We start from the raw sequence: 22,455 nt of genomic DNA, 5'->3' as shown, positions 1-22,455 counted from the left end.
CGCCCGTGAACGCCCCCGTACACACCGCCCCGCACACCGGCACCGTGAGCCACTGGATCGACGGCCGGCCCGTCGAGTCCGCCTCGGGCCGGTCCGGCCCCGTCTACAACCCGGCCACCGGGGCCGAGGCCAGGCGGGTCGCCTTCGCCTCGGTGGAGGAGGTGGACACCGCCGTCGCCGCCGCGAAGGCCGCCTACGCCGGCTGGAGCCGCACCTCGCTCGCCCGGCGCACGACGATCCTGTTCAGGTTCCGCGAGCTGCTCGACGCCCACCGCGACGAGATCGCCGCCCTGATCACCGCGGAGCACGGCAAGGTGCACTCCGACGCACTCGGCGAGATCGCGCGCGGCATGGAGATCGTCGAACTGGCCTGCGGCATCCCCGCGCACCTCAAGGGCGAGCTGTCCACCGAGGTGTCCACCCGGGTCGACGTGGCCACCCTGCGGCAGCCGCTGGGCGTGGTCGCCGGGATCACCCCGTTCAACTTCCCGGCGATGGTGCCGATGTGGATGTTCCCCGTCGCGATCGCCTGCGGGAACACCTTCGTGCTCAAGCCGAGCGAGAAGGACCCCTCCGCCTCGCTGCGGCTCGCCGCGCTGCTGTCCGAGGCGGGGCTGCCGGACGGCGTGTTCAACGTGGTGCAGGGCGACAAGCCGGCCGTCGACCGGCTCCTGGAACACCCCGACATCGCCGCCGTGTCCTTCGTCGGCTCCACCCCGATCGCCAGGTACGTGCAGCTCAAGGCGGTCGAGCACGGCAAGCGGGTGCAGGCCCTCGGCGGCGCCAAGAACCACATGCTGGTGCTGCCCGACGCCGACCTAGACCTCGCCGCCGACCAGGCGATCAACGCGGCCTACGGTTCGGCGGGCGAGCGGTGCATGGCGGTGTCGGTGGTGGTCGCCGTCGGCGGCGTCGGCGACGAGCTGGTCGCCCGGATCGCCGAACGGGCCAAGGCGCTGCGCATCGGACCCGGCGACGACCCGGCCAGCGAGATGGGCCCGCTGATCACCCGCGAGCACCGCGACAAGGTGGCCGCCTACGTGGCGGGCGCCGCCGCGCAGGGCGCCGAGGTCGTCGTCGACGGCACCGGCTGCACCGTCCCCGGCCACGAGGACGGGTTCTTCACCGGCGTCTCGCTGCTCGACCGGGTGCCGGTGACGGCGGACGCCTACCGCGAGGAGATCTTCGGGCCGGTGCTGTGCGTGGTCCGCGCCAAGACGTACGAGGAGGCGGTCGAGCTGATCAACAGCTCCCGCTGGGGCAACGGCACCGCGATCTTCACCCGCGACGGCGGGGCCGCCCGCCGCTTCCAGCTGGAGGTCGAGGCGGGCATGGTGGGCGTCAACGTGCCGATCCCGGTGCCCGTCGGCCACCACTCCTTCGGCGGCTGGAAGGACTCCCTCTTCGGCGACCTGCACATCTACGGCAGCGACGGCGTCGCCTTCTACACCCGGGGCAAGACCGTCACCACCCGCTGGCCGGACCCGGCCGACGGCGGCATCAACCTCGGCTTCCCGAGCCACTCATGACCCCGGCGGCACCCGGGACGCGGCCCTCCGCGCCCCCCGGCGACCTCGGTCTCGTCCTGGACCGCGCCAGCCCCGTCCCGCTCTACCACCAGCTCGCCCAGCAGCTCACGGCGGCGATCGAAGGGGGGGCGCTCGCCCCGGGCAGCCTGCTCGGCAACGAGGTGGACCTGGCCGGCCGGCTGGGGCTGTCCCGGCCGACGGTGCGCCAGGCCCTGCAGTCGCTGGTCGACAAAGGGCTGCTGGTGCGCCGCCGGGGTGTGGGCACCCAGGTGGTGCACACCCGTGTGCGGCGCCCGCTGGAGCTGAGCAGTCTGTACGACGACCTGGAGACCGCGGGGCAGTCCCCCACCACCCGGGTGCTGCGCAACGAGGTCGCTCCGGCTCCGGCGGCGGCGGCCGCCGCGCTGGGCCTCGCCGAGGGGGCCCCGGCGCACCACCTGGAACGGCTCAGGTTCACCCGCGGCCGGCCGGTGGCGCACCTGACCAACTTCCTCCCCCAGGGGCTGCTCGAGCTGGACACCGGACGGCTGGAGGCGACCGGTCTGTACCGGCTGCTGCGGGCGGCCGGCCTCACCCTGCACAGCGCCCGGCAGTCCGTCGGCGCGGCCTCGGCCGGCGCCGAGGAGGCGGCCCGCCTGGAGGAACCCGAGGGCGCCGCCCTGCTGACCATGCGCCGCACGGCCTACGACCACACCGGCCGGGCCCTGGAGTACGGCTGCCACCAGTACCGGGCGTCCTGCTACTCGTTCGACTTCCACCTCCTGGCGCGCTCCTGAGGGAGCCGGGCGCCGGCACGACGGCCCGTGCGGATCTCGCCCCTGCCGGGCACCCGGCCGTCCCGCCCGGCTCACGCGCCGGCCATCTCCGCCAGCCCCTTCTCCAGCGTCGTCCCGGGCTCGTAGCCCAGCTCCGTCCGTGCGGCCGTGATGTCGTAGCTGCGGTCACGGCCGGCGAAGCTCACGAGCCAGTTCGTGAGCGGGGGTGCCGAGCTGCGGCGGAGCAGCCGCGCCGTGCGGTCCATCACCGCCGCCATCGGAGCGGCCACGGCCAGCGGGACGCTGCGGATCGAGGAGAGGTCCGCGCCGCGGGTCGCCAGCAGGGGGGTGAGGAAGTCCCGGACGGACATCGGCGTGCCGTCGGTGACGTAGTAGATCCCCTGGTGGCGCCCCTGGGTGAGGGCGCGGACCACGGCGCCGACCAGGTTCTCGACGTGCACGAAGTCGATGGTGTGGGTGCCCCGGTCGATCCAGGCGAAGCGTCCGGCCGCGACGGCCTCGGCCATGTCCTCGAGTGCCGCCATGCCCGGGCCCCAGATGAACGGGGGGCGCAGGACGACCAGTTCGGTGTTTCCCGCGGGGGCGCGCAGGAGGGCGCGTTCGGTGGCCAGTTTGACCCGGCTGTAGGCGATGTTGGGCCGGCCTTCGGGTGTCGACTCGTCGACCACGGGGCGGCGTTGGCTTCCGGTGGACACCGAGGCGGCGCTGACGAGCACGAAGCGACGTACGCCGGCCGCCACGGCGGCGGCGTGCAGGGCGACGGTCGGCACCTGATTGGCGCGTTCGAAGAGCGCGTCGGGCCCCCAGAACTCCATGTGGGCGGCGACGTGCACGACCGCGTCGGTCTCCCGCAGCCGGGCGAGCCACTCCGGCGCCGGGGAGTCGTCCCGGCCGAGCTCTGCGAGGTCGCCGGGAACGGGCTCGGCCCCGGCCGCCCTCACCCGCTGGATGCTCGAACCTGATCTGGCCAGTGCCAGGACCTGGTGTCCCTCGACGAGAAGGCGGCGGACGAGCGCGCTGCCGACGAAACCGCTGCCGCCGGTGACGAAGATCTTCATGTTTCCCACTCCTCGTGGTCGGCCCGGGGACGTCGGTCGTCGCCCGGTTCCGTGCGGCGCACCGCAGGGCGTCCGGCGGGCGGCTTCGAGCGCCACACCGGATGCTTCGACGACTAATAGTTCGGCGTCGATGCATCTACGCCTATGTAACCGCCGTAGGATGGGCGCGTCAAGCGCGGGCAGGCAGGAGGTGGGCGGTGCCGGAGGCGAGAAGGAACCCGACCGCGGCTCAGGTGGCCGACGAGTTCAGCCGTACGGCGAAGGTCCTCGTACGCCACTTCAACGAACGGCTCGGCGAGCACGGGGTGTCGACACCGAGGTCCCGCCTGGTGGTGGAGGTGGCACGGTCGCAGCCCGTGCGGCTGACCGAGCTCGCGCTCGCGGTCGGCATCGCCCAGGGGACCGCCTCCACCCTGGTCGACGCGCTGGTCCGGGACGGCCTGCTCGAACGGCAGACCAGCCCGCGGGACCGCCGCTCGGTACGGCTGCGCGTGACGGAACAGGGGGCCGCGCTGGCCCAGGACTGGACGAGCGGCTACGAGGTGGCGGCGGAGGAGCTGTTCAGCCCGCTCAGCGAGGAGCAGATGACGACACTGGTCGACATCCTGCGCGTTCTCGGCGCCGAGGAGAGGTCCCCGGCCGGCGACTGACCGTCCCGACCGGCCGTCCAGCCGCCGGTGCGTTCCGCGCCCGCCATCCGCGCGGCCGACAGGGGTGGGGCGCCTTCCCGCGGGAAGGCGCCCCACCCCTGTCGGCCGACCGGTTCACACCGCGGCGAAGGCCGTCCGCAGCGTGCCGATCGCCTGGGCGATCGCCGCGCCCGCGGCCTGGGTGCCGCGCAGGGCGTTCAGCATGACGAAGTCGTGGATGATGCCCTGGTAGCGCACCGCGGTGACCGGGACGCCCGCCTCGCGCAGCTTGTTCGCGTAGGCCTCGCCCTCGTCGCGCAGCACGTCCGCCTCGCCGGTGACGACGAGGGCCGGCGGGAGACCGGTGAGCTGCTCGGTGGTGGCGCGCAGCGGCGAGGCGGTGATCTGAGCGCGCTCGGCCTCGTCGGCCGTGTACTGGTCCCAGAACCACTGCATGCCGTCCCGGCGCAGGAAGTAGCCCTCGGCGAACTGGTGGTAGGAGGCGGTGTCGAAGGACGCGTCGGTCACCGGGTAGAACAGCACCTGCTGGACCAGGGGCACGTCGCCCCGCTGCTTGGCCATGAGGGTCAGCGCGGCGCTCATGTTGCCGCCGACGGAGTCGCCCACGACGGCGATCCGGCCGGCGTCCAGGCCGTGGGCGGCGCCCTCGCTCACGATCCACCGGGCCACGGCGTAGTTCTGCTCGATGGCGACCGGGTAGCGCGCCTCGGGTGAGAGGTCGTACTCGGGGAAGACGACGGCGGCGCCGGCGCCGACGGCGAGTTCACGGACCAGGCGGTCGTGGGTGTGGGCATTGCCGAACACCCAGCCGGCGCCGTGGATGTAGAGGATGACGGGGAGGGTGCCCTCGGCGCCCGCCGGGCGGACGAGGCGGGCCCGCACGCTGCCCGTGGGGCCGCCGGCGACGGTGATCCACTCCTCGTCGACGGCCGGCTTCTCGATCTCGCCGGACTGCACCTCGTCGACGGTCTTGCGGCCCTCCACCGGGCCGAGGTCGAAGAGGTAGGGCGGATTGGCCGTGGCCTCGACGAACGCCTGCGCGGCGGGCTCCAGGACGGGACGGGTTCCGGTGGTGTCGCTCATGTCGTTCTCCTCGGGTCGGGTGCCGCGGGCACGCCCCGCCGGTCTGCTTTCGCCGGGGCGGCGGCACAGACATGACAGTAGCGCTCGATTAAGTCGTGCGCAACTGATTCGTGGTCGACGTTCTTGTGAGCGATACAATCGGACAGACGGAAACGGCAGGCACAGGGACGGCAGGCACAGGGACCGGACCCGGCGGCCGGACCGCCGCGAGGAGGACGACGAGGCGATGAGGCGATGACGGCGAGAGACACGCACGACGAGGAGCCGCGGGAGACACCCCCGGCGCCGGGCTCCCTGCTCCTGGACGACCAGCTCTGCTTCGCCCTCTACGCCGCCTCGCGCGCCGTCACCGCGCGCTACCGGCCGCTGCTGGAGGAGCTGGAACTGACCTACCCGCAGTACCTGGTGATGCTGGTGCTGTGGGACCGGGACGGCAGCACCGTGAGCGAACTGGGCAAGGCCCTGCAGCTGGAGTCCAGCACCCTCTCCCCGCTGCTGAAGCGGCTGGAGGCGGCGGGGCTGCTGCGCCGGGAGCGGCGCCCGGACGACGAGCGTTCGGTCGCCCTGCACCTCACCGAGGCGGGCACGGCCCTGCGCGAGCGCGCGGCCGCCGTGCCCACGGCGATGGGCGACGCGATGGGGCTGACGGCGGAGGAGGACGCCACGGCGAAGCGGTTGCTGCGCCTCCTCACCGCCCATGTGACCCAGGACGGGTGAGCGCGCACCGTACCGTGCGGTACAGCTCAGAAGCTCCTCAAGTCGCTTGATCCGCGCGGTGGTTGGCGCCGAGCATGGAGTCACCCCCGCACGGGTGGCACCGGGCCGCACAGGTTCGGTGCCACCCCACCGGGTGTGCGCTCACAGGGCCACCCAGCCTCCCCGCTCCGCGGACCGTGCCATCGCGTCCAGCGCCTCCCCGCTGCGTACGGCGTCCGCGAGGGTCGGCCCGTGAGCGCGCCCTTCCGCGATCGACCGCAGGAAACCGTGGGCCTCGATCACCTTGAGGTCGTCGTAGCCCATGGCGTTCGCCGCGCCCGGCTGGAAGGCCGCGTACTCGCCGTGGCCGGGGCCTACGTGCACGGTGCTCACCGGCTGGTCCTGGTACGCCGTCCCGGAGCTCACCCCCAGCTCCCCCATCCGGCGGAAGTCCCAGAACAGCGCGCCCCTGGTGCCGTGCACCTCGAAGCCGTAGGCGTTCTGCTCGCCGACCGAGACGCGGCAGGCCTCCAGGACGCCGCGCGCGCCGGAGGCGAAGCGCAGCAGGCAGTTGACGTAGTCCTCATTCTCGACGGTCCCGACGGCTCCGACGGTCCCGACGACCCCGACGGCCGTGACGGTCTCGGCGTCCCCGGCCGGGCCCCGCCCCCCGCCCGCCACCCGCTGGTGCCCGGTGGTGGCCCCGGTGGGCCGGGGCCGCTCGGTCAGGAAGACGGCGGTGTCGGCGACGAGTGCCTCGATCTCGCCGAGGAGGAAACGGGCCAGGTCCACGCCGTGCGAGGCGAGGTCGCCCAGCACCCCGCTGCCACCGCGCTCCCGCTCGTAACGCCAGGTCAGTGCCGCGTCGGGGTGGGCGGCGTAGTCGCTGAACAGCCGGATGCGGACATGGGTCACCCTCCCGACCGCGCCCTCCGCGATCAGCTCACGGGCGTGCCGGACCGCAGGGGCGTTGCGGTAGTTGAAGCCGACGGTGCCCTGGACGCCGGCGCCCGCCACGGCATCGGCGACGGCGCGGGCGTCGGCGGCGGTGAGCCCGACCGGCTTCTCGATCCAGAGGTGCTTGCCCGCCTTCGCCATCGCGGTGCCGATCTCGCGGTGCAGGAAGTTGGGCGCGGCGATGCTCACCGCCCCGACGCGGGGGTCGCCGACGATTTCGCGCCAGTCGCGGGTGGCGGTGGCGAACCCGTACTGCTCGGCGGCCTGTTCGGCGCGTCCCGGCACCTCGTCGGCGACGGCGACCAGCCGGGGGCGCAGGGGCAGGTCCGGGAAGTGGTGCCGCACCCGGGCGTAGGCCTGGCTGTGCACCCGTCCCATCCACCCGAACCCGACGACGGCAACCCCGAGCGACTCCACCATTGCGTGCCCCTTCGACTGCTGCGAACCGATCCGAACCGCCAGGTCAGGCTGGAGCGGACGGCCCCGCATGTCAATCAGGTGCGGCGTGGGCGGCCACGCCGCGCGGACGGCCGCCGATTTGTCGTGCGCGGACCCTTGTGTCGCACCCCCCTCTTCCTTACTTTCCAGTAAGTCCGAAGTCCGTTGTCATGTTCTCCCCAACGACAGGACCCCCCATGTCCACACGCGCCCGCAGACCCCGCCTCCTCCTCACCCTCGCCGCCGCCCTCTCCCTGACCGCCCTCGGGCCCGCCGTCGGCAGCGCCACCGCGGCCGACGCCGGGCTGCTCCAGGAGGTCATGTTCGTCGGCAACAACTGGGACGGCACCGCCGACGTCATCCACTCCTCCGGCACCTACGCGAAGATCGGCAGCGTCAACGTCGTGCCCGACAAGGCACAGCGCATGGCCGAGATCAACGCCGACCCGATCAAGTGGATCTACTTCCAGGCGATCCGCAACAGCGTCGGCGAGGGCCACGACCAGTTCGTCGACGACATGTACGCCACCCCCGACGGGAAGTCGATGGTGGTCTCCCGCCCCAGCTTCGCCGACGTCGTCTCCCTCGACCTGACCACCGGCAGGATCAACTGGCGCTTCCCTGTGGAGGGTTACCGCGCGGACCACATGGCCGTCTCCGCCGACGGCACCCGCGTCGCGGTGTCCGCCTCCACCGCCAACAAGGTGCACGTCCTGGACATCACCACCGGGAAGCAGCTCGGCCAGTTCGCCACCGGCGACAAGCCGCACGAGAACATCTTCACCAAGGACGGCAAGTACATCTGGAACATGTCGATCGGCGACGTCAACACGGCGCTGGACGACCCCATCTGGGACTGGACGAAGGGCGACCGCCACATCACGGTCGTCGACGCCACCACGTTCAAGCAGGTCAAGGTCATCGACATGCGGCAGCGGCTGGACGCCTTCGGTCTCAAGGACTATTCGGACGCGGTCCGCCCGGCGGTGTTCTCCCCGGACGAGTCGAAGTTCTACTTCCAGGTGTCCTTCTTCAACGGCCTCTTCGAGTACGACGTCGCCACCGACCGGATCACCCGGATGAAGACCCTGCCGAAGAACTCCTCGACCAGCGACGACCGCACGACCATGGTCAACGACTCTCGTCACCACGGGCTGTCGATGAGTCCCTCGGGCGACAAGCTGTGCGTCGCCGGGACGATGGACGACTACGCCACGGTCGTCGACCGCGCCACGCTCCAGGAGGGCCCCCTGGTGACGGCGTCCAAACCGTACTGGGCGACGGTCGGCGGGGACGGCAAGGACTGCGTCATCTCCGAGAGCGGCGCGGACCAGGTCACGGCGATCGACTTCGCCACGGGCCAAAAGCGCCTGTCGGTCCCGGTCGGCGACCACCCGCAGCGGGTCCGGCTGGCCCATGTGCCGCAGGGTTGGACGGGGGTGTCCGGCGGCTGAGGTGAGGCGGTGAGGGGCACGGCCCGCGGTCAGCCGCGGGCCGCGCCCGTCCCCGTCCGCGGCGGGAGGCGGTGGAGTTCCACCTCCGTCAGCCCGTCGCGGGCGGTGACCCTCGCCGTCATGTACGTGCAGTGCGGCCGGCGGCGGCGGTCGGTGGGCGAACCGGGGTTGAGCAGGCGCGGCCCGCCCGGTGCCGTGGTGTCCCAGGGGATGTGGCTGTGCCCGAAGACCAGGACGTCGAGGTCGGGGAAGCGCGCGGCGCACCGGCGTTCCCGTCCCCGCGCCTCGCCGGTCTCGTGCACGACGCCGAACCGCAGCCCCTCCAGCTCGGCCCGGGCCACCTCGGGCAGCCGGGCCCGCAGTCCGGGCCCGTCGTTGTTGCCGTACACCCCGAGCAGCCGGGCGCTGCGGCTCTCCAGCAGGTCCAGCGTGGCCTCGTCGACCCAGTCACCGGCGTGGATCACGACGTCGGCGCGCGGCAGCTCGGCGAGCAGCGCGGCCGGGAGCTCCCGGGCCCGCTTGGGCAGGTGGGTGTCGGACATCAGCAGCAGGCGCACGCCTCCAGCGTCCCACGCGGGCGCGAGGGGGAGCGGCAGCAGCAGCCGGGGGCGGCGCTCTCAGTCGGACGCCGGGCCCTGGAGCTCCGGCTCCAGGGCCAGTTCCGCCCACACCTGCTTGCCGCCGCTCGCCGGGACCGAGCCCCATGCCGCCGACATCGCCTCGACCAGGAGGATGCCGCGGCCGCCCGTCGCCTCCCAGCCCAGGCCCGTCGGCTTGATCGGGGTGCGCGGCGAGGAGTCGGCGACGGCGATCCGCAGCCGGTGGTTGATCAGGATGAGGTCGAGGCGGACGGGGCCGTCGGTGTGCACCAGCCCGTTGGTGACCAGTTCCGAGACCACCAGCATCGCGGCGTCGGCCTCCTCCCCCACGCCCCAGGCGCGCAGCACGCGCCGGGCGAACCGGCGGGCGTGCCGCACCGCCTCGGGCACCCGCCACACCGACCAGCTCTCGCGCAGCGGCCGCTGGGCCATGCCGTCGTAGCGCAGCAGGAGCAGGGCGACGTCGTCGCTGCGGTTGGCGTCGGTCAGCAGGGCGTCGGCCGCCTGATCGAGCCGGGCGGGGTCCCCGGCGGCGAGCCGCGCGGCCAGCCGTTCGAGTCCGGTGTCGAGGTCGACCTCGGCGGACTCGACCAGGCCGTCGGTGGTCAGCGCGAGCACCGTGCCCGGCTGGAACCGCAGCGGTGACATGGGGTAGTCCGCCTGGGCGACCACGCCGAGCGGCGGACCGCCCTCGAACTCCACCGTCTCGGTCCGTCCGTCGGGCAGCCGCAGCACCGGTGGGAGGTGGCCGGCCCGTGCGCACCAGGCGGCCCCCTCCTCCAGGTCGATGTCGATGTAGCAGCATGTCGCGAACAGATCGCTCTCCAGGCCCACCAGCAGCCGGTTCGCGTGCGAGACGACGACGTCCGGGGGGTGGCCCTCGACGGCGTAGGCGCGCAGCGCGGTGCGCATCTGTCCCATGACCGTCGCGGCGGAGGCGTTGTGGCCCTGGACGTCGCCGATGACGAGGCCGACGTGGTTGTCGGGCAGCGGGATCACGTCGTACCAGTCGCCCCCCACCTCCAGGCCCGCGGTCGTCGGCAGGTAGCGGGCGACGGCCTCGGCGCCGGGAAGCCGGGGCAGCCGGCGCGGCAGCAGGGTCCGCTGGAGCATGCCGATCAGTTCGTGCTCGGCGTCGAAGGCGTGGGCGCGCAGCAGCGCCTGTCCGGCAAGGCCTGCGGCGGCGGTGAGCAGGGCCCGCTCGTCGGGGGCGAAGTCGTGCGGGGCGTCCCAGCCGAGGAGGCAGGCACCGGCCAGCCGGCCGCCGGCGGGCAGCGGCAGCACGGCGAGCCCGCCCGGGCCGACCTCGGCGAGGGCGGGTTCGAGGACGGCGCCGGCGGGCCGGATGGTGATGCGGCCCTCGCGGAGGGCGGCGGCGAGTGTCGGCATGGCGCGGACGGGGGCGTCGGGCCATTCCGAGCGCCACTCGGAGCGCCACAGGGCGGGCCAGGCCCCGGGTTCCGGCGGGTCGAGGACGGTGACGACGAGGCGGTCGCCCTCCAGTTCGGCGAGGGCGAGGCGGTCGGCGCGGAGCGGGACGCGCAGCGCCGTCGCGACCGCCTCGCCGACACCGCGGACGGTTCCGGCGGTGGCGAGGGCAGCGGCGAGGCGCTGGATGCGGGTGACGTCGCTGACGCCGGGGCGCAGGGTGGAGGCGTCGGCGACGGTGCCGACGAGACGGGAGGGGCGGGGCGGTGGGCGGGACGCGTCCCCGCCCGTCTCCTCGGCGGGCAGCATCCGGCCGCGCATCCGCAGCCAGCGCGGCTCCCCGGAGGGCTGGAGGATGCGGAACTCCAGTTCGCGCTCGCCCAGCGACACGTGGTCGGGCTCGACCAGGGACATCAGGGAGGGCAGGTCCTCGGGGACGGTGGAGGCGAGCAGGGTCTCCACCCGGCCGTCGAAGGCGTCCCGGCTCAGGCCGAAGAGGTCGAGCACGGCGTCGTCGACCTCGATGCGGCCGGTGTCCATGGCGAGGCTGAAGGAGGCCGCGCGCGGGGTGTCCCGACCGCTCTCGGCGGGTGGTCCGGGGGCCGGCGGGCGGGTGGTGAGGGCCTCGGCGATCGCGGTCAGGCAGGCTCGGTCCTCGGCCTCGAAGCCCTCGGGTGCCTCGCGCACGGCGACGAGGCAGCCGCCGTCGCGCAGCGGCAGGACGCCGAGGAAGAAGTCACCGAGGGGCGGCAGGGAGCGCGGGTCGGCGCGGCGGGCGAGGTCGGCGGCGGTGAGCCACCGCGGGTGGCCGTCGGCGTGGGCCTCGGCGAGGGGCGAGGAGGTGGTGAGGGGATAGGCGTCGCGCAGGCCGTACAGGGTGCGGGGCACGCCGACCGACTCGGCGAGGGCGAGGGCGCCGTCCCCGCCCTCGCCCTCGCCCTCGCCCTCGCTCACGGTGTAGAGGGCGGCGGCGCAGGCACGGGCGAAGACCAGGGTCTGCTCCAGGGTGCGGCGCAGGCGGTCGTGGGCGGAGAGGTCGGCGGCGAGGGTCTTGAGGGCAAGCTCGGCCCGCGGTGTCCTCGATCCGCTGTCCGCGGTGCGCCGCTCACTGACCACGCCGTCATTACAGCGCGTATGGGACGGATGTGCAGCCCCTGTGACACATACGCGGTTTCCCGCCCCTGCCGCCTCCGGGGCGGCGGACACCTCCGGCCGGGTGGGCCGGTGCCGCCGGGGGGTGCCGCTCGCCGTGCGCGGCGGGTGACCGTGCGGGAGGCTTGAGGGCGGGCAGCCGGAAGGGAGGAGGTGGTCGGCGTGGCCGACGTACCGCCCCCGCCGCCTGAGTCCGAAACGCCCGGCCGGTCCTCGCTGTCCCCGGTCCTCGCGGCCCTGCTGGACGATCTGCACGCGTTGTCCGGCGCGATCTACCTGCTCTCCCCCACCGAACCGGTGCTGGAGATGGCGGTCATGGCGGGCCTGCCCCGCGTCTTCGCCTCTCCCTGGGAGCGCCTGGGTCTCGGCTCCTCCGTGCCGGTCGCGGACGCGCTCCGCGAGCGGCGGCTGGTGTGGGTCAGCGGTGAGGTGGAGATGGCACACCACTACCCGCGCATCGCGACCGTCCTGCCGTATCCCTTCTCCATGGCCGCGCTGCCGCTCGCGACGGAGGACACCGCGTACGGCGCCCTGTTCGTGACCTGGCCCGGCACCCACTCCCCGCAGCTCTCCGACCACGAGCGCCACCGTCTCACCACGGCCTGCGAACGGCTGGTGGAGCGGCTCGCGCGGGCCGCCACCGAGCACCGGCCGGTCGGACCCGAGCCCGACCTCCTGCCGCCGCCCCCCGAGACGGACCCCGACGCCCCCTCCGGCGCGGCGGCGGCACTGCGCGCGGTGGCCCGGCTGCCGTACGGGCTGTGCGGGCTCGACCTGCACGGCCGGATCACGTTCGCCAACCGGGCGGCGGGCGAGCTGCTCGGAATACCCGTGGCGGACCTGAGGGGCGCCCTGCTGTGGACGGCGGCGCCCTGGCTCAACGACCCCGGCTACGAGGACCGCTACCGGGCCGCGCTGCTCACCCGGGAGGTCACCACGTTCGTCGCACTGCGGCCGCCGGGGACGTGGCTCTCCTTCCGTCTCTATCCCGGCGAGGACGGGCTCAGCCTGCGCATCGCCCCCTCCCGCGCGGTCGCCCGCGAGGACCCTCCCGGCCGGGCCGGGACCGTCGATCCCTCGCGGCAGGTGGGAGGCAGACGTCTGGTGACCATCGGGCACGTGCTCAACCTGGCGGGCGCGCTCACCGAGGCGGTGGGGGTGGAGGACGTCGTCCAGCTCGTCGCGGACGAGATCGCGCCGGCCGTCGGCAGCCAGGGCCTGATGATGCTCGGCTCGCACGGCGGCCGGCTGCACATCCTGGGCCACCGCGGCTTCCCCGACGACGAGGCCGTCGAGCGCTGGAACGGTACGCCGCTGACCGCGCCGATCCCCAGCGCGCACGTGCTGGCCACCGGCGTGCCCGCGTTCTTCGAGTCGCCGGAGCAGCTCGAGCGGCTGTACCCGCTGCGGACGACGCCCACCTCGGACGGCATGGCCGCGTGGGCGTGCCTGCCGCTGATCGCCTCGGGGCGGCCGGTGGGCACCTGGGTGCTGGCGTACGCGCAGCCGCACGCGTTCCCCGCCGACGAACGGGCGGTGCTGACCAGTCTGAGCGGTCTGATCGCGCAGGCGCTGGAGCGGGCACTGCTCTACGACGCCAAGCACCGCCTGGCGCACGGGCTGCAGCAGGCCCTGTTGCCGCCCTCGCTGCCGGCGCTGCCGGGCCTGGAGACGGCGGCCCGCTATCTGCCCGCCACCCAGGGCATGGAGATCGGCGGCGACTTCTACGACGTGGTGCGCACCCACGACAGGGCGGTCGCGGCGATCGGGGACGTGCAGGGGCACAACGTGACGGCGGCCGGGCTGATGGGGCAGATCCGCACCGCCGTGCGCGCGTACACCACGGTGGGGCAGGGCCCCGGGGAGGTCATGCGCAGCACCAACCGGCTGCTGATCGACCTGCGTGCCGACCTGTTCGCCAGCTGTGTGTACCTGAGCGTCGACCGGGAGCGCGGGCGGATGGTCCTGGCGCGGGCGGGGCACCCGCCGCCCCTGCTCCGGCGGCCGGACGGGCAGGTGCGGGTGCTGGACCTGGCCGGGGGGCCGCTGCTGGGCATCCAGGAGGCGGCGGTGTACCCGACGGTCGAGGTGGCGTTCCCGCGCGGGTCGGTGCTGGTGCTGTACACGGACGGGCTGATCGAGAAGCCGGGGACCGACCTCGACGAGGCGCTGGCGGAGCTGGCGGAGCGGCTCGCGGGAGATCCGGGCGAGCCGCTGGACGCACTGGCGGACCGCTTGCTGGGCCGCGGGGCGGCGGACGGCGAGCGTCCGGACGACGTGGCGCTGTTGCTGCTGCGTGCGGTGTGAGGCGCTCCGGGACGGAGCGCGCGTGTGTGAGGGTGCGCACGCGGGTGAGGGTGCGCACGCGGGTGAGGGTGCGCGGGGCAGCCCCGGGCACCCTCACCTCACCCTCACCCGTTCTCTCTCACCGTGTCCCTCAGTGACCGCGACGCTGGCCGTGGCGGGAGGACTCCAGCCCCGAGCCGCCGGCCTGCGCGTCCCCACCGGTCTGGTCACCGGCCTGGCCGCCCGCCTGGTCACCGGCTTGGCCGCCCGCCTGGCCGGCGCCCTGGTCGCCGGCCTGACCGCCGCCCTGGTCGCCCGCCTGGTCACCGCCCGTCGCCTGCCCGCCGCCCTCGCCCAGCGTCGCGCCCGTCGCCTGCAGCGCCGTCGTCACCGGCTGGAAGAAGGTCTCGCCTCCCGCGTCGCAGTCACCACTGCCTCCGGAGGTCAGGCCGATCGCGCTGCCGTCCTCGCTGAACAGCGAGCCCCCGCTGTCGCCCGGCTCGGCGCACACGTCGGTCTGGATGAGCCCGGTGACCGTGCCCTCGGGGTAGTTCACCGTGGCGTCGAGGCCCAGCACGGTCCCGTCGTGCAGGCCCGTGGTGCTGCCCATGCGGAGCACCTGCTGTCCGACGGCGGCCTCGGCGGCCTTGCCGATCGCGACCACCTTCCCGCCGCCCACGTTCACCTCGCTGGGCGCCTGCGTGGCCGGGTCGTCGTACTTGACGAGGGAGAAGTCGCCCTCGCCGGGGAAGGTGGCCTGGTCGACGGTGGCGATCGGCTGCCCGTTCTCGTCGTCGGCCCACTGGTCGACCGCGACCCCGCAGTGACCGGCCGTCAGGAAGGCGGGGCTGCCGTCGCCCGCGGTGACGTTGAAGCCGAGGGAGCAGCGGGCGTTGCCGCCGAAGATGGCGTCGCCGCCGGAGACGAAGGTCTTGAAGGTGCCCTCGGACTTCTTCAGGGTGGCCATGCCGGAGCCGAGTCCCTCGACGGTCGACTCGAGCCGGTCCCACCCGGCGCCGGTGACGGTGCTGTCGGCGGTGACCCGGATCTCGTTCGTCCTGGGGTCGACCGACCAGGCCGTGCCGGGGATCGCGGCGTCCGTGCGCAGCGTCCTCGCGGCGGTCTCCAGCGCCCCGGTGCTGTTGCGCACCTGGTGCGGGACCGCGCCCGCCTCCTTGACTGCGTTCATCGCGCTCTCGTCGTCACCGACGACGTTGACGACGATCCGCCGGCCGGCGGCGTCGTAGTAGGAGCCCGCGAAGGTGTCACCGAGCCGGGCCCGGAGTTGGGCGGAGAGGCCGGGTACGTCGGCCGCCTTGAACGTCCTGGGCGTGCTGTCGTCCGAGTCCGTCTGCGAGGCGTTGGCATTGGGCAGCAGGAATGCCGCCGCTCCGAGTGCCGCGACGCCACCCACCGCGATGGCGGCTTTGCGCTTGGGTATGCGTTTGTGACTCAACTCTGGACCTCCTGGGGAACGGAGTCGCGCGATCGCCGCCGTACGGCGGCGGGCTGGGGACGCCTTGTCGCCCGGTGGTACGCAGAAGAGCTGCCGGGTGTTCAAGTGTCTTTCAGACAGACCGATTTGACCGGTTCCGCGACACGGTGAGGCTCCGACGGAACGTCACCGGAGGGGCACACTCCGCATTTGCGCCGGAGCGGAACGTCGGCTTCAGCAAATCTGCACATCGAATGCGCAACGGGGGCACCGGCCACCGCGCGCGTCCACATCCTCCGCACCGGTCGGCGCCCGCGGGCGGAGCCACCCCCCGGCGGCGGGTGCTCCGCAAGGGAGGGGACGCGACGAAGCCGCGCAGCATGTGAAGAAGTGACCGGCGCGACGTGTCCGCGTCTGCACCCGAGGAGCCCTCCGTCCGGCAACCGCGCTGGTGAGGGCCCCGATCGGGTGGAAGCCCGGAGCGGGGTCGTGCTTTGATCCTTCGCACCGCGGCGGTCGCCCCCACGGCCTTGTCGCACACAGGGCCCGATCGCCCGCGGTCGCGGCCGGTCCGCTGTCCGCAGAGGCCATCTGCCGGCGCCGGAGGCCGCTCCCCCCTTGTTGCACACACTTACGAAGGGAAGTTCCCTGATGAACTCCACCCCCCAGGTCGAGACCGCCGAGATCTCGGACGCGGACCTCGACGCCGTCTCGGGCGGGCTGTCCCTCAACGCCGTCGGCACCGTCACCGGCCTGGTGGACGGCGTCGCCCCGGTGTCCGGCCTGGTCAACACGGCCGTCAACACCGTCGAGGGTGTCACCGGCCTGAACACCGCCCCGGTCACCGGCCTGGTCGCCGGTCTCTGAGCGGAACCCGCTCGTGGACGTCCCGGAACCGCCCCCCGGTTCCGGGACGTCCGGGTGCCCGCACGCCCTCCCCCACGCACTCCCGTTCGTCCCGCACCAGATGAGGCAGTAGCCCGTTGCAGTTCCGCCAGCAGGCCCTCGCCAAACTGCAGTCGCCCGAGGAACTCGACCTCCCGGTGCGGCTGGCCCGCCCCCAGGGCTGGGCGGCGCTCTGTGTGACCGTCCTGGTCATGGCGGCCGCCTCGGTGTGGGCGGTCACCGGTTCGGTGCCCTCCACCGTCGACGCCCCCGCCGTCCTCACCCACGCGGAGGGCAGTTACCTCCTGCAGAGCCCCGTCGCCGGACAGGTGACCGCGGTCCTCGCCGAGGAGGGCGAACGGCTGTCCGCCGGCGCCCCGGTCGTCGAGGTCCGCACCCGCGAGGGGGACACGGTGGTGCGCACGGTGGCCGCCGGACGGATCACCGCGCTCGCCGCCGACATCGGCCGCATCGTGCAGGCCGGTACGGACATCGCCGCCGTGGAGAAGGTCGCGCACGCCGACGACCCGCTGTACGCGACGGTGTACGTCCCCGCGCAGAACGCCGCCTCGGTGCCCGCGAAGGCCACCGTCGACCTCACCGTCCAGTCGGCGCCCGCCCAGCGGTACGGGGTGCTGCGCGGCACGGTGGTCCGGGTCGACCGCACCGCCCAGACCCGTACCCGCATCGCCGCGTTCCTCGGTGACGGCGCGCTCGCCGAGCAGTTCACCGCGAAGGGCCCCCCGGTGGCCGTCCTGGTACGGCTGCTGCCCTCCTCCCGCACGCGAAGCGGCTACCGCTGGTCCTCCGCGGACGGACCGCCGTTCCGGCTGACCTCGATGACCACGGCCACCGCCTCCGTCCGGCTGACCGACCGGCGTCCCCTCGATTGGCTGCTGCCGTGACCGCACCCCGTCAGACCCTCCCCCCGCGCGGCCGGCGCCGGGCCGCCCCGCCCCGGCGTGCCGCACGCGCCACCGCGCCCAGCACCTCGCGTACCGGGCGCCGTACCGTGCGCACCCCCACCGTGCTGCAGATGGAGGCGGTGGAGTGCGGGGCCGCCTCGCTGGCCATGGTGCTCGGCCACTACGGCCGGCACGTGCCGCTGGAGGAGCTGCGCATCGCCTGCGGTGTCTCCCGCGACGGCTCACGGGCGAGCAACCTCCTCAAGGCGGCCAGGAGTTACGGGCTGACCGCCAAGGGCATGCAGATGGACACCGCCGCCCTCGCCGAGGTGGCGGCCCCCGCCGTCCTGTTCTGGGAGTTCAACCACTACGTCGTCTACGACGGCACCGGACGCCGCTTCGGTCGGCGCGGGGTGTTCGTCAACGACCCCGGCAAGGGGCGCCGGTTCGTGCCGAGGGAGGACTTCGACACCAGCTTCACCGGCGTCGTCCTCGTCATGGAACCCGGTGAGAACTTCCGGAAGGGCGGCCGCCGCCCCGGTGTGTTCGGCGCGCTCCCGGCCCGGCTGCGCGGCACCGCGGGCACCCTGCCCGCCGCCGTCCTGGCCAGTCTGCTCCTCGTCGTGGTCGGGGCGGCCGTGCCCGCGCTGAGCCGCGCCTACATCGACACCTTCCTGATCGGCGGACAGACCTCCCCGCTCGGCGTGCTCTTCACGTCGATGGCCGCCTGCGTGCTGCTCACGGTGGTCCTGACCTGGCTGCAGCAGGCCAATCTGCTGCGCGGCCGGCTGATCTCCTCCACCCTGTCCAGCGCCCGCTTCCTGCGCCATCTGCTGCGGCTGCCGGTCACGTTCTTCGCCCAGCGCAGCCCCGGCGACCTGGTCCAGCGGCTGGGCTCCAACGACGCCGTCGCCGAGACCCTGGCCCGGGACCTGGCGGCGGCGGGCGTGGACGCGGTGGTCGTCGTGCTGTACGCGCTGCTGCTGTACACCTACGACCCCCAGCTCACCGCTGTCGGCATCGGCGTGGCGCTGCTGAACGTGGTGGCGATGCGGGTGGTCGTACGGCTGCGCGCGACCCGGACGGCGAAGCTGCGCGCCGACACCGCCCGGCTCACCAACACCGCTTACACGGGCCTGCAGTTGATCGAGACGATGAAGGCGACCGGCGGCGAGGACGGCTATTTCCGCACCTGGGCAGGGCAGCACGCCACCACCCTTGAGGAGCAGCAGCGCCTGGGGGTGCCGAGCGCGTGGCTGGGAGTGGTGGCGCCGACGCTCGCCACGCTGAACAGCGCGCTGATCCTGTGGATCGGCGGACTGCGCGCCGTCGAGGGGCATCTGTCGGTGGGCCTGCTGGTCGCCTTCCAGGCGCTCGTCGCCCGGTTCACGGCACCGCTGACCCGGCTCAACGGGGTGGCGGGCCGCGTCCAGGACTTCGCGGCCGACGTGGCGCGGCTGAAGGACGTGGAGAGCTTCCGCGCCGACCCGCTGCACACCCGGGGCGCGGACGGCGCGTCCACCCGCCGGCTCCAGGGGCACGTCGAGCTGGAGAACGTCTCCTTCGGCTACAGCCCGCTCGACGCGCCGCTGCTCACCGGCTTCGACCTGAGCGTCGGGCCGGGCCGGCAGGTGGCGCTGGTGGGCGGCTCGGGCAGCGGCAAGTCGACGGTGTCCCGGCTGATCGCGGGCCTGTACGCGCCGTGGGAGGGCGTCATCCGGATCGACGGGCGGCGGCTGGAGGACATCCCGCGCGGCGCGCTGGCCGCCTCCGTGTCCTTCGTCGACCAGGACGTCTTCCTCTTCGAGGGGTCGGTCCGCGACAACGTGGCGCTGTGGGACCCCTCGGTGCCGGACGAGGCGGTGGTGGCGGCGCTCAGGGACGCCGCCCTGTACGACGTCGTCGCGCGCCGCCCCGGGGGCGTGCACAGCAGGGTCGAGCAGGACGGACGCAACTTCTCCGGCGGGCAGCGCCAGCGCCTGGAGATCGCCCGGGCCCTGGTGCGCGATCCGAGCATCCTGGTCCTCGACGAGGTGACCAGCGCGCTGGACGCGGAGACCGAGCAGATCGTCATGGACAACCTGCGGCGGCGCGGCTGCGCCTGCGTGGTGATCGCGCACCGGCTGAGCACCGTGCGCGACAGCGACGAGATCGTCGTCCTGGAGCGCGGCACGGTGGTCGAACGCGGCCGGCACACGGACCTCCTCGCGGCGGGCGGCACGTACGCGGCCCTCGTCGGGGAGCGGTGACGTGATCCCTTCCCCGACCGACGGGAGCCAGGCCCCCGCACCCGGCGAGGACCTGGTGCTGTCCGCCCTCGGCGGGCTCGGCACCCCCCTGGACCGGGTGGCGGACGGGAGCCGCCTGGACCTGGACGGCCCCCAGGTGCTGTGGCTGGTGACCGCCGGAGCGCTGGACCTGTACGCGGTGGACGCGGCCGCCCGGGGTCACTGGCACCACCTGGGCCGGCTCGAGCCGGGCGCGCTGCTGCTCGGCCCGGTCGCCGGCCCTCGCCACACCCTTGTCGCCCGCCCGGTGCGGGACTGCGCGGTGCGCCGCATCGCGCTGCGCGAGCTGTACCGGCAGCAGGAGACGGCGAGCTGGTCCTACGACGCCTACGGCAACCCGCAGTACGTGCCGCCGGCCACCAGCCCGCTGGAGCACGCCCTCGCGCTCGGCGTCGGCCGCGGCCTGTCCGTGCTGTTCCAGGCGCCGATGGCGGGCGAGGCCGCGGCCACGCCCGCCGACGACGACGTGTTCTGGATGCAGGTGCCCCCGGGCAGCGTGGCGTACGGCTCGCTGTACGGGGCCGAGGCGGCGGCCGACCTGCTGATGGACCCGGGGCTGTGGCAGGGCCTGGTGGACCAGCAGTACCGGCTGCTGACGACGCTCGACCGGTGGATCGAGGAGCTGGAGCGCAGCCACGAGGACCGCGCGGCGGCGGGCATCCGGGCCGGTGAGGCGGCGCGCGCGCAGGCCGACCGGACCCTGCTCGCCTCGCTGGGCCCCACGGGCCGCGCGGCCGGCCGGCGGGCCACGGCCGCCGAGGCGGACGCCACGTACGCCGCGTGCGCGCTGGTCGCCGAGGCGGCCGGTCTGGAACTCACCGACCCGGCGCGGGGCGGCGCCGGCGGCGAGCGGCTCGACCCGGTGGAGCGGATCGCGCTCGCCTCCCGGGTGCGGACCCGGACCGTGCGGCTGGCCGGGCGCTGGTGGCGGGAGGACGTCGGCCCGCTGGTGGGCCGCCGGGCCCTGTCGGGGGCGCCGGTGGCACTGCTGTGGCGGCGCGGCGGCTATGTCGCGGTGCATCCGGCCTCGGGCCGCGAGACACCGGTGGAGAAGGTCAACGCGGGCGAGTTCGAGCCGGGGGCGGTGATGTTCTACCGTCCGCTGCCCGAGCGGCGGCTGTCCCTGCCGCGGCTCGCCCGGTTCGTGCTGCGCGGCAGCCGCCGCGACCTCGGCCGGCTGCTGCTGAGCACCCTGGTGACGCTCGCGATCGGCGCGCTGGTGCCGGTCGCCACCGGCAAGGTGCTCGGCTCCTTCGTACCGCGGGCCCGCGAGGACCTGATCGCCCAGGTGTGCCTCGCGGTGATCGTGGCGGGCCTCGTCTCGGCGGCGTTCACGCTGCTGCAGAACATGACGCTGCTGCGGCTGGAGGGCCGGATCGAGGCGACGCTCCAGCCGGCCGTGTGGGACAGGCTGCTCCGGCTGCCCACGGCGTTCTTCGCCGGGCGGTCCACGGGCGAACTGGCCAGCGCCGCGATGGGGGTGAGCGCGATCCGCCGGCTGCTCGCGGGGGTCGCGCCGGTGTTCGTGCAGTCGGTGACCGTCGGCGCGATGAACCTGGGCCTGCTGCTGTGGTACAGCGTGCCGCTGGCGCTGGCCGCCCTCGCCATGCTGGTGGTGATCGCCGCGGTGTTCCTGGCGCTCGGGCTGTGGCAGGTGCGCGGGCAGCGGCGGCTCAACGTGCTCACCAACAAGCTGAACAACCAGGCCTACCAGACCCTGCGCGGCCTGCCGAAGCTGCGGGTGGCGGCGGCCGAGAACTACGCCTACGCGGCCTGGGCACGGCAGTTCGCGCGCAGCCGGGAGCTGCAGCGCGGGGTGGGCGCCATCAAGAACCTCAACACCGTGCTGGGCGCCGTCTATCTGCCGCTGTGCTCGCTGCTGATGTTCATGCTGCTGGCCGGTCCGGCCCGCGGCTCCCTGTCGGCGGCGGAGTTCCTCACCTTCAGCACCGCGGTCACCATGGTGCTGACCTCGGTGACCCAGCTGACCGGCGCCTTCGTCTCGGCGGTGGCGGCGCTGCCGCTCCTGGAGGAGATCCGCCCGGTGCTGGACACCCCGCCCGAGGCCGGCTCCGGCAGCACGCCCCCGGGCGAGCTGAGCGGCGCCCTGGAGGCCCGGCGGGTCTCCTTCCGGTACGGCGAGGACGGCCCCCTCGTCCTGGACGACGTGTCCTTCGCCGTCCGGCCGGGCGAGTTCGTGGCGGTCGTCGGGCCGAGCGGCTGCGGCAAGTCGACGCTGCTGCGGCTGCTGATCGGCTTCGAGCGGCCGGTGTCCGGCAGCGTCCTGTACGACGGTCAGGACCTGTCGGCGCTGGACCACTCGGCGGTCCGGCGGCAGTGCGGGGTGGTGCTGCAGCACGCGCAGCCCATGACGGGCTCGATCCTGGACGTCATCCGGGGCACGGAGCCGTGCACCCCCGAGGAGGCGATGGCGGCGGCCGAACTGGCCGGGCTCGGCGAGGACATCCGCGCGATGCCGATGGGCCTGCACACCATCGTGCAGGGCAGCGGCTCGCTCTCGGGCGGTCAGCGCCAGCGCCTGATGATCGCGGCGGCGCTGCTGCGTCGCCCCCGCGTCCTCTTCCTCGACGAGGCGACGAGCGCGCTGGACAACGCCACGCAGCGCACGGTGATCGAGAGCACCCGCGCGCTCGACGCCACCCGCGTGGTCATCGCCCACCGTCTGACCACGGTGCTGGACGCGGACCGGGTGGTGGTCATGGAGGACGGCAAGGTGGTCCAGGAGGGGCCGCCCGCGGTCCTGCTGGCCCAGGAGGACGGCCGGCTGCGGGAACTGGTACGCCGGCAACTGACGTGACCCCTCGCGCCCCCGGCG

Annotated in this window: 16 protein-coding genes; 10 read left to right on the top strand and 6 right to left on the bottom strand. The window is 74.0% G+C overall.

Annotation, left to right across the window (positions count from 1 at the left end; translation table 11 throughout):
* Positions 1–5 precede the first annotated feature (5 nt).
* Both OHB09_RS30370 and OHB09_RS30365 read left to right on the top strand, forming a co-directional pair.
* On the top strand, positions 6–1,529 hold the full coding sequence (locus OHB09_RS30370) for a CoA-acylating methylmalonate-semialdehyde dehydrogenase (protein ID WP_006139219.1): 1,524 nt from the start codon (positions 6–8) through the stop codon (positions 1,527–1,529).
* Entirely contained in the window at positions 1,526–2,305 is a 780-nt protein-coding gene (locus OHB09_RS30365) for a GntR family transcriptional regulator (protein ID WP_006139220.1), read from the top strand. The genes OHB09_RS30370 and OHB09_RS30365 overlap by 4 nt, the downstream gene beginning before the upstream one ends.
* 71 nt (positions 2,306–2,376) lie before the next feature.
* On the opposite strand, the gene OHB09_RS30360 is transcribed toward OHB09_RS30365, so the two are convergent.
* On the bottom strand, positions 2,377–3,363 hold the full coding sequence (locus OHB09_RS30360; RefSeq protein ID WP_191891628.1) for an NAD-dependent epimerase/dehydratase family protein: 987 nt from the start codon (positions 3,361–3,363) through the stop codon (positions 2,377–2,379).
* A 197-nt stretch (positions 3,364–3,560) separates the two neighbouring features.
* Here OHB09_RS30360 and OHB09_RS30355 point away from each other — a divergent pair, with 197 nt between their 5' ends.
* The gene (locus OHB09_RS30355) at positions 3,561–4,013 is read left to right on the top strand and encodes a MarR family winged helix-turn-helix transcriptional regulator (RefSeq protein WP_191853566.1); all 453 of its coding nucleotides are present in this window, start codon (positions 3,561–3,563) and stop codon (positions 4,011–4,013) included.
* A 114-nt stretch (positions 4,014–4,127) separates the two neighbouring features.
* Here the strand turns inward: OHB09_RS30355 and OHB09_RS30350 are convergent, their stop codons facing one another.
* The gene (locus tag OHB09_RS30350) at positions 4,128–5,096 is read right to left on the bottom strand and encodes an alpha/beta hydrolase (protein ID WP_006139223.1); all 969 of its coding nucleotides are present in this window, start codon (positions 5,094–5,096) and stop codon (positions 4,128–4,130) included.
* Between the two features lie 234 nt (positions 5,097–5,330).
* Between OHB09_RS30350 and OHB09_RS30345 the strand changes: the two genes are divergently transcribed.
* Positions 5,331–5,813 carry a MarR family winged helix-turn-helix transcriptional regulator gene (locus OHB09_RS30345; RefSeq protein WP_191853565.1) on the top strand — a complete coding sequence of 161 codons (483 nt, stop codon included), beginning with the start codon at positions 5,331–5,333 and terminating at the stop codon, positions 5,811–5,813.
* A 141-nt stretch (positions 5,814–5,954) separates the two neighbouring features.
* Here the strand turns inward: OHB09_RS30345 and OHB09_RS30340 are convergent, their stop codons facing one another.
* Entirely contained in the window at positions 5,955–7,169 is a 1,215-nt protein-coding gene (locus OHB09_RS30340) for a Gfo/Idh/MocA family protein (RefSeq protein WP_328922855.1), read from the bottom strand.
* Between the two features lie 215 nt (positions 7,170–7,384).
* Between OHB09_RS30340 and OHB09_RS30335 the strand changes: the two genes are divergently transcribed.
* Positions 7,385–8,641 (top strand): YncE family protein, encoded by a 1,257-nt coding sequence (locus tag OHB09_RS30335; RefSeq protein WP_328922854.1) that lies wholly within the window; start codon positions 7,385–7,387, stop codon positions 8,639–8,641.
* Positions 8,642–8,670: 29 nt separating this feature from the next.
* Here the strand turns inward: OHB09_RS30335 and OHB09_RS30330 are convergent, their stop codons facing one another.
* Together OHB09_RS30330 and OHB09_RS30325 are read right to left on the bottom strand one after the other, a co-directional pair.
* Entirely contained in the window at positions 8,671–9,198 is a 528-nt protein-coding gene (locus OHB09_RS30330) for a metallophosphoesterase family protein (RefSeq protein ID WP_191853562.1), read from the bottom strand.
* Between the two features lie 60 nt (positions 9,199–9,258).
* Positions 9,259–11,784, bottom strand: a complete 2,526-nt coding sequence (locus tag OHB09_RS30325) for a SpoIIE family protein phosphatase (protein ID WP_319118956.1) — start codon at positions 11,782–11,784, stop codon at positions 9,259–9,261.
* Between the two features lie 189 nt (positions 11,785–11,973).
* On the opposite strand from OHB09_RS30325, the gene OHB09_RS30320 reads away from it, so the two are divergent.
* Positions 11,974–14,127, top strand: coding sequence for a SpoIIE family protein phosphatase (locus OHB09_RS30320; protein ID WP_371787805.1), 2,154 nt, complete (start codon positions 11,974–11,976; stop codon positions 14,125–14,127).
* A 130-nt stretch (positions 14,128–14,257) separates the two neighbouring features.
* On the opposite strand, the gene OHB09_RS30315 is transcribed toward OHB09_RS30320, so the two are convergent.
* On the bottom strand, positions 14,258–15,562 hold the full coding sequence (locus OHB09_RS30315; protein WP_328922853.1) for a S1 family peptidase: 1,305 nt from the start codon (positions 15,560–15,562) through the stop codon (positions 14,258–14,260).
* Between the two features lie 630 nt (positions 15,563–16,192).
* Here OHB09_RS30315 and OHB09_RS30310 point away from each other — a divergent pair.
* The 4 genes from OHB09_RS30310 to OHB09_RS30295 all read left to right on the top strand — a co-directional run bounded on the left by OHB09_RS30310 (position 16,193) and on the right by OHB09_RS30295 (position 22,437).
* Positions 16,193–16,408: a hypothetical protein gene (locus OHB09_RS30310; RefSeq protein WP_006139231.1), complete on the top strand. Its 216-nt coding sequence runs from the start codon at positions 16,193–16,195 to the stop codon at positions 16,406–16,408.
* Positions 16,409–16,524: 116 nt separating this feature from the next.
* Positions 16,525–17,331 carry an HlyD family efflux transporter periplasmic adaptor subunit gene (locus OHB09_RS30305; protein ID WP_234526451.1) on the top strand — a complete coding sequence of 269 codons (807 nt, stop codon included), beginning with the start codon at positions 16,525–16,527 and terminating at the stop codon, positions 17,329–17,331.
* Entirely contained in the window at positions 17,328–19,580 is a 2,253-nt protein-coding gene (locus tag OHB09_RS30300) for an NHLP family bacteriocin export ABC transporter peptidase/permease/ATPase subunit (RefSeq protein ID WP_234526452.1), read from the top strand. The genes OHB09_RS30305 and OHB09_RS30300 overlap by 4 nt, the downstream gene beginning before the upstream one ends.
* A 1-nt stretch (position 19,581) precedes the next feature.
* Positions 19,582–22,437, top strand: coding sequence for an NHLP bacteriocin export ABC transporter permease/ATPase subunit (locus OHB09_RS30295; RefSeq protein WP_328922852.1), 2,856 nt, complete (start codon positions 19,582–19,584; stop codon positions 22,435–22,437).
* Positions 22,438–22,455 lie beyond the last annotated feature (18 nt).

The organism is Streptomyces griseoaurantiacus (assembly GCF_036189845.1).
In the GTDB taxonomy this organism is placed as follows: Bacteria; Actinomycetota; Actinomycetes; order Streptomycetales; family Streptomycetaceae; genus Streptomyces; species Streptomyces griseoaurantiacus.
This window is presented reverse-complemented; position numbering and strand designations above follow the sequence as displayed.

What these genes read in the sequence shown, in the direction of transcription:
- OHB09_RS30365 (WP_006139220.1), top strand. Translation starts at nt 1,526, where the DNA reads ATGACCCCGGCGGCACCCGGGACGCGGCCCTCCGCGCCCCCCGGCGAC.
- OHB09_RS30360 (WP_191891628.1), bottom strand. Translation starts at nt 3,363, where the DNA reads ATGAAGATCTTCGTCACCGGCGGCAGCGGTTTCGTCGGCAGCGCGCTC.
- OHB09_RS30350 (WP_006139223.1), bottom strand. Translation starts at nt 5,096, where the DNA reads ATGAGCGACACCACCGGAACCCGTCCCGTCCTGGAGCCCGCCGCGCAG.
- OHB09_RS30345 (WP_191853565.1), top strand. Translation starts at nt 5,331, where the DNA reads ATGACGGCGAGAGACACGCACGACGAGGAGCCGCGGGAGACACCCCCG.
- OHB09_RS30340 (WP_328922855.1), bottom strand. Translation starts at nt 7,169, where the DNA reads ATGGTGGAGTCGCTCGGGGTTGCCGTCGTCGGGTTCGGGTGGATGGGA.
- OHB09_RS30335 (WP_328922854.1), top strand. Translation starts at nt 7,385, where the DNA reads ATGTCCACACGCGCCCGCAGACCCCGCCTCCTCCTCACCCTCGCCGCC.
- OHB09_RS30310 (WP_006139231.1), top strand. Translation starts at nt 16,193, where the DNA reads ATGAACTCCACCCCCCAGGTCGAGACCGCCGAGATCTCGGACGCGGAC.